This window comes from Stieleria tagensis, assembly GCF_024129865.1.
Taxonomy (GTDB): Bacteria; Planctomycetota; Planctomycetia; order Pirellulales; family Pirellulaceae; genus Stieleria; species Stieleria tagensis.
In genome coordinates, this window is sequence record NZ_JAMYFE010000058.1 from 62395 (window position 1) to 75408 (window position 13014).

The window sequence follows — 13014 nt, forward strand, 5'->3', positions numbered from 1 at the left end:
TCCCTTTTCCCCCGCGTCCCATCCGACGCAAGAATCATGCAATCCAACCGGCCCTCGGGCGATGACAACCGCGGTGGTGACCGCGCCCCCAAACGTCATGGCGGTTCACGCGACTTTTCCAACAATCGTCGCCCTCGTCAACAACGACACCCAGACAAAATCGTTGACCGTCGGATCCGCGAATTGGATGCCGAACGTGATCCGCTGTCGCTGCCCGAAGAAATCGTCAGCGAAGCCACCAAAGTCGGTCAGCGCGTCGGCATCCCGTCCGGTGACGGGGGAACGCAACTGAATTTGTCGCAATTGCAGGAGATGGATGAATCCCATCTGATTGAATTGGCGGTTGCCGAAGGCATCGAATCGGCCGACACGCTGCCCAAACAGGAACTGATCTTTGCGATCTTGAAAAATCGCATGAAAGTCGGTGGGTTGATGTACGGTGACGGGACGCTGGAAATTCTGCCCGATGGGTTCGGATTCTTGCGCAGCAGCAAACACCACTACGTCTCCTGTCCCGATGACATCTACGTCTCGCCCAGTCAAATCCGTCGCTTCGGGCTGCAAACCGGCAGCCATGTCGCCGGTCAAATCCGTCCGCCGAAAGAAAATGAACGCTATTTCGCGCTGTTGCGGATTGAAGCGATCAACCGCCGCGACCCGGCTCAGCGCAACGCAGCAATCGCCTTCGAGGACCTGACCCCGCTGCACCCCAATCGGCGGATCATGCTGGAACACCAGAGCAGCGAGTACTCGACTCGCGTCATCGACATGCTGACGCCGATCGGGTTCGGGCAACGCGGACTGATCGTCAGCCCGCCGCGGGCCGGCAAGACGGTGATGATGCAAAGCATGGCCCGCGCGGTCCTGGCTAACTATCCCGACGCCTATGTGTTCATTCTGTTGATCGATGAACGCCCCGAAGAAGTCACGGACATGGAACGCGAAGTCCAGGGGCCGCAGTGCGAAGTCATCAGCAGCACCTTTGATGAACCCGCACAGCGACACATTCAGGTCGCACAGATGGTGATCGAAAAAGCCAAACGAATGGTAGAAGCCGGAACCGATGTGGTCATCTTCCTGGATTCAATCACCCGCTTGGCTCGGGCTCACAACAGCGAAGGCGAATCGACCGGCAAACTGTTGACCGGCGGGTTGGATGCCGGCGCGATGCAGAAACCCAAAGCGATCTTTGGATCCGCACGGAAGACCGAAGAGGGTGGATCGCTGACGATTTTGGCCACCGCGTTGATCGATACCGGCAGCAAGATGGATGACGTGATCTACGAAGAATTTAAAGGCACCGGAAATCTGGAAATCGTGCTCGACCGCAACCTGGTCGACCGACGGATTTGGCCCTCGATCGACATCAGCCGCAGCGGCACCCGCCGCGAAGAAATGCTGCTGAATGAAGAAGAATTTGACCGCATTTCTTCGTTGCGTCGCGGATTGGCTGATTCTTCCCCGGCCGATGCGATGCATGACCTGGTCAAACGTTTGAAGAAGACCCAAAACAACGTCGAGTTTTTGTTGAGTGTAAAGGATGTTGACTGAAATCACCGGTGTGTCAGGCGAATTGCCGCCCGGAAAAATCGCGATCATTGCCAGCCGATATAACGCAGGCATCTGCGACTCGTTGGTCCAAGGCAGCATTGAAACGCTCACTGCAGCCGGCTACGACGACCAGCAGTATCAAGTCATTCGTGTCCCGGGGGCCTGGGAATTGGCACTTGTCGCCGCCGAGTTGCTCGATCAGTCCGACTGCATCGCCGTGATCACCTTGGGCTGTGTGATCAAAGGCGAAACCACACACGACGAACACATCAATCGCTCGGTCAGCGACGCACTGATGCGATTGGGGATCGAAACGCGAAAGCCGATCGGTTTCGGATTGTTGACCTGCAACACGCTCGAGCAAGCCCTGCAGCGCAGCGGTGGCACGGTCGGCAACAAAGGCAACGAAGCCGCCGAGGCCGTGCTGGAACTGTTGCGACTGAGCCCCAAATTGGATGCCAGCACACGTCCCGTTTAGGATCGCCGAATCACAAGCAGCATCGTAGCTGATCCCGCCAGGGTTCAGTCGATCGATCCGTCGCGCTGGTGTGGAGGATTCATTCGACCTGACCGTGGTAAACACACTCCCTACGTGCGCGGAACAGGTTTGAATGAGTCGCGGAGCGACGGAAGTGGTTAGCCTGGTGGCGTCAGCCCCAGGCATTGATCGTCAAAAAATATCAACGAGCCCCGGAGGGGCGGCAGAGAATGTCGTCGCTCAATCCAGGGGGTTCACCCCTGGCTAACTCATGACATCGCTCCGCGATTGAGCGCGCGCGATCGTCTCCGCGATTGAGAGGCGGCGGAGAACAGGTGTGATTGAGTCGCGGAGCGACGGGAGTTGATAGCCTGGTTGGCGTTAGCCCCAGGCACCCGATCGTCATAGAACACCAACAATGCCCGGCCAGCTATAGTCCTTTAGTGCTGTTGATACAGCGGCAGGTGCCGGTAGTAGACTTCCAAGCAGTAAATCGACAAACAGGTTGTGTACAACCGACCGCCGATACTCCAGCGGTCACGCTGGGGCGCCCAACTGCCGCGTTCCTTGCCCTCTTTGATCTGCAGCGCCGGCAGTTTGACTTTCATCTGGTCATTCCACTCGGTCCAATACTCGCCGCCGTAGTGATGAAACACTTGCGTGGCATAGTACCAGTAGTAAACGTTGTGGTTGCGGATATCCAGCGGTGCGTCGGCGAGCAACAGTTCCATCCCCTCCCGCATCGGAGCATGATCGCGAGGCCAACCCAGGTATTGGCGACACAGCAGGCCTTCGGCGGTCATCGTCGGCGTGGCGTTGTTGCTACCGGGTTGATAGGCATAGCCGGCGCCTTGGTAAACACTGGCGGAATCCAGGTATTCATTGACCAGGCGAAATTTGGACTCATTGACTTCTAATCCGGCCGACAGCGCGCTTTGGATGGCCATCACATACCAGCCGGTGACCGACGTATCGCCGGGTTCATTGGGCCGATAGCGCCAGCCGCCGCCGGACGATTGAGCTTTCATCGCATAGTCGACCGCGCGTTGGGCGTACGCGCGCAACCAGGAATCTTTCGTCATGCCGTACAGTTCACACAGCGCGATCGTGGCTTGTGCCTGGGCATAGGTCTTGTCATTGCCGCGGGCTTTGTCGGCCATGAATCCGCCACGGTCCTGCAGACTGACCAAATATTTCAAACCGTCATCGACCTCTTTGCGGTAGGGGCCTTCCAGGTGCGTGTTGCCGTCGCCGGCAAACGCCAACAGTGCCATCGCCGTTGCCGCAGGCGAGTTCTCGGTCATCCCGCCACCGGTGAAGGGACGCTGCAGACTCCAACCGCCATTGCTTTGTTGTTGACGTTTCAGCCATTCCAAACCCAGTTTGACCGCTTCGCGGGTTTCATCGGTGGCGCCGTACATCGCCATCAATGCCTTACGCATCGCACCGGTCCGGCCACTAAACATCGGCTTGGCGATCTCGATCGATTCGGTGCCCAACTGAACCGGTTCGATCGCGGACTCATCGGCGGGTTGAACCATTTCGAACAGATCCGGGATCTCGGTTTCCACCAGCGCGTCTTCGGTGGATTGATCCGCACTGTCGAGCATCTCACTGGTTTCCAACGACGACAGATCCAGTTCCACGGGGTCGTCCACCGCGTCGTCGCTGAACCCCATTTCGAGCACCAGGTTAGTGAACCCTTGACCAGCCGGTGAAGTGATCAAAGCTAGGATGACCAGCACGATCAAGTGCACCACCAGGCTCAGCAACCATGAGGGTGCCGATCGCGCGACCGGATCGCCGCTGTCTTGTTGGTCGCTGCCGGCTACCGTCGGCGTCTGGGTTTCGGCATCGAGCGGATCGCAATGACCGGCGGGAGTGATTTGGGGCAGACCGCCTCGCCAGCGGGTGCTGGCCGATCCGATCCCACTGCGGGTCGGCTGAGTGTCTGGCAGCGGTCGGACCGGCGCCAAGGTGGAACGTGGCGGCGGCGGGGGCGGGGGCAATGGTTTGGATCGGCCGCTGGAATCTGATCCTGGGTCACCGCCAGGCATGGTGTTGCCTTGGGTATCGATCATCAGGTTTGCTCTCCGTCGAGAACCATTGCCACCGGACGGGGGCGGGGGCGGAGGCGTTGGGACGGGCGGCATGTCAATCGATTGCAGAGTACGGGCGGACGAGGAGTCACTTGAACCAAGACTCTGCGACACGGTGGGTAGCCCGAAAAAAAGAAAAGACGGAGCCTGTGGGTGATTCCCTACTAAAACGAATTGTATCGGATTTGTCCATGCAGGACAAAAAAACGGGGCAAGTCTCCGAGGAACCGGAAACTCACCCCGCTCTGTTTGTCGCGTGCAGGTTGATTGGCCCGGCGGTCCCCTACGAAGCGGGACCTGCCAAGCCGAGTCAATTAGCAGCCGCAGGAAGGAGCGACTTCGCAACCACAGGTGGGTGCAACGTCACAGCTCGATCCACAGCTCTTTTTGCATCCGCCGAACAGCTTTTTCAGCAGTCCGCAGCCCGATTTCGAGCTTCCGCAACTCGGTGCAGCATTGCCACATCCGTTGTCGCAGCCGTTGCCGCAGCCGCAAGCGTCAGCCGGTGCTTCGCAGCAGCTAGGTGCTGGGCAGCAAACGGTAACAGGAACTTGCTTGCAAACGGTACGAGGAACGCATTTGGTGACCGTGTAAGGCTCGCAGACCTGACGGCATTTTGCGACCTTGACGGTTTTCGTGTAGCACTCGGTGCGGCACTTGTTGACACAAACGGTCTTGGTGCGGCACTCGGGAACCATCTTGCAAACTTTGTAGCTGCAAGTCTTGGTGCGGCACTCGGGAACCATTTTGCAGACCTTGTAGGTGCAAGTCTTGGTGCGAGGCTCGCAGACGTAGCTGCAAACGGTGTAGTTGCAAGTCTTAGTGCGGCACTCGGAAACCATCTTGCAAGTGGTGTACTTGCAAACTTTGGTGCGAGGCTCGCAGACATAGCTGCAAACGGTGTAGTTGCAGGTCTTGGTACGGCACTCAGGAACCATTTTGCAAACGGTGTAGTTGCAGGTCTTGGTGCGGCACTCAGGAACCATCTTGCAGACGGTGTAGTTGCAAACCTTGGTCTTGCACTCGGGAACCTTGCGGCACACGGTGTAAGGGATTTCACGCGTGCGGCACTCTTTACGATAGCGTGTGCAGGTGATTTCCTTTTGCTCGCAGGTCGGAACCCAGACTTTCTTGCAGATCGTCTTGGGGCAACCTTGAACGCATTCGGTGCGGCATTCGCCGGGGCAGTAGACGCAGCGGCAGGTTTCTGGATCAAACGTCCAGGTACCTGGTTCGCGAACGGTACGGCGCATCATCGGGCCGGGAACGGTTTCCGTTTGGGTTTCCCATGCTCCACCTTTGACCGTGATGGTCTTGGTGTAGGTTTCGGGAACCATGACGGTGTAGTTCTCGGTACGAACTTTTTGCTCTTGCACGGTGTTGTAAACCGTGTAGTTGATCGTACGAGTCTTGGTCTCTTGAACCGGAACCATCACGGTATAGTTGATGGTCTTGGTACGAGTTTCGTAAACCGGCTTGTTGACGGTGTAGTTGATCGTACGCGTTTTGGTCTCGTACACAGGCTTTTTGACCGTGTAGTTGATGACCTTTTCGTGAGTCTCGTAGACGGGCTTGCAAACGGTGTAGTTGATCGTACGAGTCTTAGTCTCGTACACGGGCTTCTTGACCGTGTAGTTGATCGTCTTCGTGCGAGTTTCGTAAACCGGTGTGTTAACCGTGTAGTTGATCGTACGAGTTTTGGTTTCGTACGTCGGCACCATCACGGTGTAGTTGACTTGCTTTTGTTCCGTGTAAGGAACAACGCGAGTCGCTTGGACTTCTTTGTCCTCGTAATACGTTTCGTTCCGTGTACGGTAGCGAGTCTCTTGGACTTGCTCGTAAACCGTTTCGGTGACGTTACGCATCACGGTGTAACTTCCACAATCGCCTGTTGACGCGTCGGAAGCACCTTCGACCACTGCACCCGCAGCAGCCGAACCATCAGCAACAACACCGTCACTGACAACCGAATCTCCGCATGAACTACAACCTTGGTAGCTAATTGCACCACAATAAGCGGCGCGAGCGGATTGGGCCCCCGATACGATCGCAATGATCGTCAACGCAGGCAGTAACCACAGCCTTTTCATCTCTTCTTTCTCCAGGAAACACTTTGGGTTGCAAAGGGACGCACTGGACGGTGCGAGACCCATTGCTCACACCTTCCCGCACTATTGACGTGCACGTGCACTGCGACGAAAGACCCCCCGTTTTGAGATGCTTTGGACAGTGCAAACCAAACTCAGAAGGTTGGTCTCACTGCCCTGGCGAACTCTTTTTCCCATCTACCAACACGAATGGTGGGAGGAAGATGGAACGGACACGCAAACTGTGCGTGACAACGAATTGGGTCCTTATGCCGTCAATTAATCGACTGCGTAAAAGGTTCCGACCAAGTAAACAGGCTCATCAAGGCAAAATAAGACGTCTAGGCTGTACGGGCGTGCCAACATTGCAATCCGTAACCGTTGTAGCGGTTGTAGTTGTCATCAGGCATGTAAAGCAGAGTGGGAACAGGGACAGACTCAAGTGATAAGATCCCGCATAACCCATGAACATTTCCAACCCCGCCACTGAGTATGACCTAGGCCGAAATCAGGGCGTTTTTACACCTGAATTTTGAAGCGGCGCCGTTGCGCAGGGCATGAGTTTTTCCCAACCCAACGCGTCGGATGAGATCCGTTACAATTCGGCAATGCCTCAGAACCCGGATCTCCCTCTCAAGTTCGTTGCCCCTACGGACACACCACGCTTGCCACGCCCGGCGGTGGGGCGGATGAGTTTGTATTTTCGTGAATTGCATCGATGGGCTGATCAAGGCCAGACGCACATCAACAGCAAACAACTCGGCGCACTCGTCGATGTTTCACCGGCCGTGGTCCGGCGTGATCTCAGTAGTCTGGGCACGATCGGACGCCGCGGCGTCGGTTATCCGGTTGCCAATCTGATCGAACAGATCGGCCTGACGCTCGGCAGTGGCGTGCAATGGCAAGTGGTCTTGATCGGCGTGGGCTCGCTCGGTCACGCCCTGCTACGCTACCGGGGGTTCGAACGATTGGGATTTCGCTTGACCGCCGCGTTTGATTCCGACCCCAATAAATTTGGGACCGAAATTGGTGGAGTTCCGGTGTGGAATTCGGCCACGATGACGGGCAAACTGGCCGAGCTCTCACCCGACCTCGCGATCCTGGCGGTGCCCGTCGAACAAGCCACGCTGGTTGCCGCTGACTTGGTCGCCGCCGGTGTCAGCGGCATTTTGAATTTCGCGCCAACCACACTGCGATTGTCCGGCAACACCGCCGTCGTCAACGTCGACTTGGCCAGCGAACTCCAACGACTAGCCTTTAGCGTTCAGAACCGCTAGCGATAGCCGTGAGATGCCTGTGGGTGAAGTTACGTTTTTATCTCAGCCCGATGCGTGACGCGAAAGCGCAACTTCAGCGGCGCTGGTGTGGAGGATTTGTCCGACTCGGGTGAGGGTTTTCTGCGAAGAATAAAGCCGGTCGGATAAATCCTCCACACCAACGTGCGACCGGCTAATTAGATCAACAGTCCGTGACGCGTCGGGATAGGAAAAACCCATGCCTGACGCGAAAGCGCAATTTCAAATCATGCGCTTCGGGAGACAATAGATTCTCGGCGGGCGAACTACTGCACGCGGACGTCAGCCGTCAAAATGGCTTTGGCGGTGACTGATTCTTGACCTGCGGTGGTGATTTCAACCGCGACTTTTTGTGGACCTGATGCCTCGGTCGCCATGAACGTGGCGTTGACGATGTGAACCGGTCTCGCAGCGGTCGCTTTTTGGAACGTCACCTCCCAACCCTTACAGGTGATCGATTCGATCGTGAACGGCACAGTGCCTTTGACGACCAACCGTTTTTCGACCTGCTGCCCGGGCTTCAGACTGCCCAAAGCGATGGCTTGTGGCGAAATACTGAGCGGGCTTTCAACGGTCCCTGAGACACGGAACGGAACGGCCGGTCGTTTGGTATCGTTGGTGATCACGACGATTTCGTTTTCAAACGGCCCGGTCGGTGCGTCTTCGCGAATCGCAACCATGAGTTCATATTCGGCGCGGCCGTTCGTGCGGCTGACCAACTTTTTCGACGGCACCAACCACGGCACGTTGCTGCGAACATCGGCAATGTCCCAGTCGCTGCGACCGGCATAGAGCACTCGTGAGGCTTTGGAACTTGTTTCGCCCTGTTTGACAGTTCCAAAATTAATCGCCCCGGGATGAAACACCATGTCGCTGCGGATGTAGCCGTCTACTTTCAACGTGACTTCGCCGTAATAGGGCTTGTCCACGACCACGGTCAGAGTGGCACCTTTCTTGCCGCGAAAGGTATCCGTATTAAATCTTGCCAAAATCGATCCGGTTTGTCCGGGCTGGATGTAAGACGTCTCGATGATCGGGGTAGTACAACCACAGCTGCGGCGGACCGTTTGTAGGTGCATCGGCTGGGTGTAGCGGTTGTAGATCGGGAACCGGAATTCCGTCTTGGAGTTGACCGCGACGGTTCCGAAATCGTGCGTTTTGACAGGAAACGCGTCGTCTGGCCAACCAGCCGAGGCCTCGAGAGTGGCATTTGCAACGGAAAATGCGATCGCAAAGCAGGCAATCGTGGTGGCAAGATTCACGCGGAACATGATTGAAATTCCCCCCCGGGTGGCGAATGTTTGTTGTGACAGTGATCGATCAGCGCGAAAACTCCACACGTTGTTCCCCGCTGGTGGGAACTGTAGGTCGCGTTTTGGCGTCGCCAGCGAGATTACGACAAATCCTCCACCCGTCAAAGTCAGCCCCACCAATGTGTTGGCTGGCCGCAGGTTCACAGGAAGGGGAAAATCGCAACCCAATCCATAGTGCACGAGCGTCCCCTACGCCCTTGAACGCAGAAAACACAGGCCACGTGCACTGTTTGAGATGATTACCGAACCGCCCCAACTGGGCAAGTCAAACCGCCCGATCTGAACAGTTTTTCCACAATAACCACCCATTAACGGGGTCGGGCTACAGCGTTTGGGTCAACCCTCCCGCGTAGGCTTGGCCGACCACCTGAGATCCATCATCATGTCGTGCATGCAAGACGAACAGAAAAACCCGTCTGAGGCCCCGGGGATCTCCGCCGCAGGCCATTCGGATGCGGAACGATTTTCGGCCGCTTTGGATCGCGTGCGGTGCGGCGACGACCAGGCGATTGCCGAGCTATGGAATGGGTATTTCCAGCGGCTTGTCCGCTTGGCCGCCAAGCGTCTGCCCTCGAATTTGAAGCGTGCCGGTGACGAAGAAGACATCGCATTGTCGGCCTTTCACAGTTTTATCGCTGGCATTCGTCGCGACCAGTTTCCGGATCTCAGCGGCCCGGACAACCTGTGGGGATTGCTCATCACGCTAACCGGGCGCAAAGTCAATGCCCATTTGCGGTTCCAAACCCGGCAAAAACGCGGTGGCGGTTCGGTCCGCGGTGAATCCGTGTTCATGGACCCCAGCGATGCCAAGCGGTCGGTCGGGATCGGCGGTGTTTCGGGTGCTGCCCCGACAGCGGATCTAAAGGCCGAGCTCGAAGAGGCTTGCGAGAGACTGCTGAACCAGTTGCCCGATGACCAACTGCGGCAAATTGCGGTGATGCGTATGGATGGATTTCTGGTCGACGAGATTGCGGACCGATTGGGGCTTAGCAAACGGGCGACCGAGCGTCGTTTGCAATTGATTCGGCGGACTTGGACCGAGGAAGCCCATTATGATGAAGATGAGTCTGACCATTCGGCGTGAGCGTGCATTCGGGTGAAAACGCGATGAAATTGGATGATCTTTCCGCGAAAGAACTCGCCGTGATCGACACGGTGTGTCTGAAGTTCGAGCAAAGCATCAACGCTGGCAGCCCGATGACGGTTGACGATGCGGTTGCCTTGTTCGAGACGCAGACCAGTGGCCCCCAGCCAGAACAAGTCGAACTGATCCGTCAAGAACTATTGGCGATCGAAGATGAATTGCGCCGGAAACACGAATCCGACGCCGTCGCCGCAACCGGCTATAGCGCACCGTTTCAGTCAAAGACGGGAATCAACCGGGGACAGTCCACGGCAGCAAAGCGACAACCCGCAGTGACGGTTGCCGGCGGTTCGGCTGCTGATGCGCCAATTCCTGATGCAGCGGATTCAAACGAACCGGTTTCAGTGACCCCGGCCACGCAGTGGATGGACCAGCAGAGTGTGCCACTTTCCGGTCCCGCGACATCCGCTGCCGGCTCGAATTCGCCGCCGACCGCATCTGCATCGCACCAGGCCCCGTCGTCGATCGGTCCCTACGCACTGAAAAACGTGATTGCCCGCGGCGGCATGGGTGTCGTCTATCGAGCGGTCGACACTCGGCTGGATCGCCCCGTGGCAATCAAAATGATGGGGTTCCCAAATCTTGCAATTACTGATCCCAAACGCAACGAGTTAGTGGATCGATTTGAGCGCGAAGCCAAGGCGGTTGCGGCGCTCTCGCATCCCAACATTGTCGAACTGTTCGATGTCGGTGTCGTCGATGCAGTGCCTTACGCAGTGATGGAACTGCTCAACGGCCAAACCCTAGCGGATCGGTTGCAATCCGGCCCTTTCACGCCGGACCAGACCCGCCAAATCGGCATGCAGATCGCCGGGGCACTGGCCACGGCGCACCAGTCCGGTGTCGTGCATCGAGATCTGAAGCCACAAAATGTGATGCTGGTGGACCAGAAAGATTCCGATGGCCAGCCCGGCCCTCGAATCAAATTGGTGGATTTTGGATTGTCTCGGGTCAGCGACTCGTTGTTGCCTGAGGAAGGCAACGCGGATCCATCCAAAACGCGAACCGGTACGATTTTAGGTACGCCTGGCTACATGGCCCCCGAACAGGCACGTGGCGAGTCGGCGACCAGCGCCGCTGACATGTTCGGTTTTGGATGTGTGTTGTACGAGGTGCTCAACGGGAAACCGGCGATCCCCGGCGACACCCCTGCCGATCGATTGGCAGGAACATTGCAGGGAGAAGTTCATCACGACACGCATGGCTGCCAACAGTCGCAACTGCTGTGTGAATTGATCGCCGAGTGTGTTCGTAAATCACCGACCGATCGCCCCGCGGCAACCGATGTTTATCAGCGACTGCGACAGTTCAATTCCAACCCATCGGTCAATCTATTGGGTTCCGGTGTTAACGCCGGCGGACTGGCCGGCGGCAGCGAAGAATGGTTGCGACGCCATCTTTTGACCACGCTTGCCGGCGGGTTGGTCGGTGGCATGTTGGGTGGTTTCGCGATCGATACGACTGCCAAAGGCATTGGGGATGTCAAATCGATTGCTGTGTTGACGCTGCGGGATGCGGACGGGCAACCGGCCGATCCGAATCACAATCGGATGCCATTGGCCGGGCGCGAACTGACCGTCGGCGAAGCTCTTTCGGCAACCTTGGTTAACGAACTGTCAGCCGTTGATGGATTGGCAGTCCTGCCCTATCGCCCCCTGACGGCTGAAACAACTGACGACTACATCCAACTCAGTCGCGAATTAAATGTCGATGCATTCTTAATCGGTTCGTTCAGCAGCCAGTCGATGGGGCAACGCAAAATCTGGGTGCTGAAATGGCAACTGGTCAATCCAGATGGCATCGTGTTCGACAGCGGCGAGTTTGTCACCGATCAGACCGGAAACAATCTGGGGGACCGCTTGCTTGCGCAAGGCGAAGTGGCTTCCAAAGTCGCAGCCAAGATAGGCTGTGCATTGGTCACCAGTTGCAGAGAGAAAAATCCGCCAAACGCAAAGGCGTACAGTTGCCTGGTCAAAGGCCAGGCCAATGCGGATGCCGACAGCACCAAGGGTTTGAAAGCCGCACTGCTGTGTTACAAAAGTGCCTATCGAGAAGACCCTCGGTTGATCAACGCCCTGGCCGCTGGCGCCGTCACGGCGTTGCATTTAGCTGCCCGCAGTGACAGTGAAGAGTCTTTTGCGCAGTTGGCAGATGCCACATCGATGATCACCACCACTCTGGAAAGCGACCCTCGCTCCTTTGACGGTCGATTAGCAAAAGCGATGCTCGAGTGGCAATCGCTCTATCATTTCGAAACGGCCTATCAGTTGTTCGAAAGTCTCGTGGGCAACGGCAGCTACGACATCCAGTTCCTGCACCAACGAGGATTGCTGCTGGCGGCCTTGGGCTTCGAAACCGCCGCCCGCGATTCGCTGCGGTCCGCATCGAAAATGAGTCCAATGTCGCTGCACATCAAAACCGATCGCTGCCGCGTCGATTGGTTCTTTAACTACAACGAAGGGGCCATCGCCGATGCGACCCGGTATCGTGATGAAACACCGGTCGGTAATCCGGCTCGAAAACTGGCCGTCGGTTTGCTGGTGGACATCTACGAACAACAACACCAGTACGAACTCGCCGCGCAGACGCTGGGCTGGGCAAAACGTCCCGATAATCGCGAGGCCTATTTTCAACAGCGCGAATCGACCCTGGCTGATTTGCCGTATGGCCCCTTTGGTGCGGCGCTCAATCGAGCGATTTTTGATCTCAGACGTTCCAGCCTGGTCGAACGGGACATGTTGGGGCGGCTGAACGAAAGCGGGGCGTTGATGTTCCCACTGCTATTGGCCAAACACCCCGCCTTCAAACCGCTGCGCGATCTCGATGCCGCGGCCGACTATTTGCCTTCGGTAGAGCATCTGCAACCGCCCAGCAGCGCGATTGAAATGTCCAGCTAGTGGAGCGTCAACTTTTTATAATCGGGTAGGCTTCCAGCCTGCCATCTGCACACCGGGTGAATCTTGGCTTTGCCTCGCCACCTCGACTCGGCGTGCATTCGAACTGCGTTTGACTCCCTATTGTTCCTAGAAACGACGCAATCGGAGGCC

Annotated in this window: 8 protein-coding genes; 5 read left to right on the forward strand and 3 right to left on the reverse strand. The window is 57.0% G+C overall.

Features of this window, described 5'->3' with window-relative positions; genetic code table 11:
• The first annotated feature begins 36 nt into the window (after positions 1-36).
• Positions 37-1551, forward strand: a complete 1515-nt coding sequence (gene rho, locus NHH03_RS14555; RefSeq protein ID WP_449339289.1) for a transcription termination factor Rho — start codon at positions 37-39, stop codon at positions 1549-1551.
• Positions 1544-2029 carry a 6,7-dimethyl-8-ribityllumazine synthase gene (gene ribH / locus NHH03_RS14560; protein WP_253157422.1) on the forward strand — a complete coding sequence of 162 codons (486 nt, stop codon included), beginning with the start codon at positions 1544-1546 and terminating at the stop codon, positions 2027-2029. Before rho ends, ribH begins: the two co-directional genes overlap by 8 nt.
• Before the next feature lie 440 nt (positions 2030-2469).
• Here the strand turns inward: ribH and NHH03_RS14565 are convergent, their stop codons facing one another.
• The gene (locus NHH03_RS14565; protein WP_253157289.1) at positions 2470-4110 is read right to left on the reverse strand and encodes a prenyltransferase/squalene oxidase repeat-containing protein; all 1641 of its coding nucleotides are present in this window, start codon (positions 4108-4110) and stop codon (positions 2470-2472) included.
• A gap of 332 nt (positions 4111-4442) precedes the next feature.
• Positions 4443-6218: a hypothetical protein gene (locus tag NHH03_RS14570; RefSeq protein ID WP_253157290.1), complete on the reverse strand. Its 1776-nt coding sequence runs from the start codon at positions 6216-6218 to the stop codon at positions 4443-4445.
• Positions 6219-6772: 554 nt separating this feature from the next.
• Here NHH03_RS14570 and NHH03_RS14575 point away from each other — a divergent pair.
• The gene (locus NHH03_RS14575; protein WP_253157292.1) at positions 6773-7492 is read left to right on the forward strand and encodes a redox-sensing transcriptional repressor Rex; all 720 of its coding nucleotides are present in this window, start codon (positions 6773-6775) and stop codon (positions 7490-7492) included.
• 284 nt (positions 7493-7776) lie between these two features.
• Here NHH03_RS14575 and NHH03_RS14580 read toward each other — a convergent pair whose 3' ends face one another.
• Positions 7777-8781: a DUF1573 domain-containing protein gene (locus NHH03_RS14580; protein ID WP_253157294.1), complete on the reverse strand. Its 1005-nt coding sequence runs from the start codon at positions 8779-8781 to the stop codon at positions 7777-7779.
• Between the two features lie 424 nt (positions 8782-9205).
• Here NHH03_RS14580 and NHH03_RS14585 point away from each other — a divergent pair, with 424 nt between their 5' ends.
• Positions 9206-9907 (forward strand): ECF-type sigma factor, encoded by a 702-nt coding sequence (locus NHH03_RS14585; protein ID WP_253157296.1) that lies wholly within the window; start codon positions 9206-9208, stop codon positions 9905-9907.
• A complete protein-coding gene (locus NHH03_RS14590) occupies positions 9904-12864 on the forward strand; it encodes a serine/threonine-protein kinase (RefSeq protein WP_253157298.1) in 2961 nt (986 codons plus the stop codon). Before NHH03_RS14585 ends, NHH03_RS14590 begins: the two co-directional genes overlap by 4 nt.
• The last annotated feature ends 150 nt before the right edge of the window (positions 12865-13014 follow it).

What these genes read in the sequence shown, in the direction of transcription:
- NHH03_RS14580 (WP_253157294.1), bottom strand. Translation starts at nt 8,781, where the DNA reads ATGTTCCGCGTGAATCTTGCCACCACGATTGCCTGCTTTGCGATCGCA.
- NHH03_RS14575 (WP_253157292.1), top strand. Translation starts at nt 6,773, where the DNA reads ATGAGTTTTTCCCAACCCAACGCGTCGGATGAGATCCGTTACAATTCG.
- NHH03_RS14565 (WP_253157289.1), bottom strand. Translation starts at nt 4,110, where the DNA reads ATGATCGATACCCAAGGCAACACCATGCCTGGCGGTGACCCAGGATCA.
- rho (WP_449339289.1), top strand. Translation starts at nt 37, where the DNA reads ATGCAATCCAACCGGCCCTCGGGCGATGACAACCGCGGTGGTGACCGC.
- NHH03_RS14585 (WP_253157296.1), top strand. Translation starts at nt 9,206, where the DNA reads ATGTCGTGCATGCAAGACGAACAGAAAAACCCGTCTGAGGCCCCGGGG.
- NHH03_RS14570 (WP_253157290.1), bottom strand. Translation starts at nt 6,218, where the DNA reads ATGAAAAGGCTGTGGTTACTGCCTGCGTTGACGATCATTGCGATCGTA.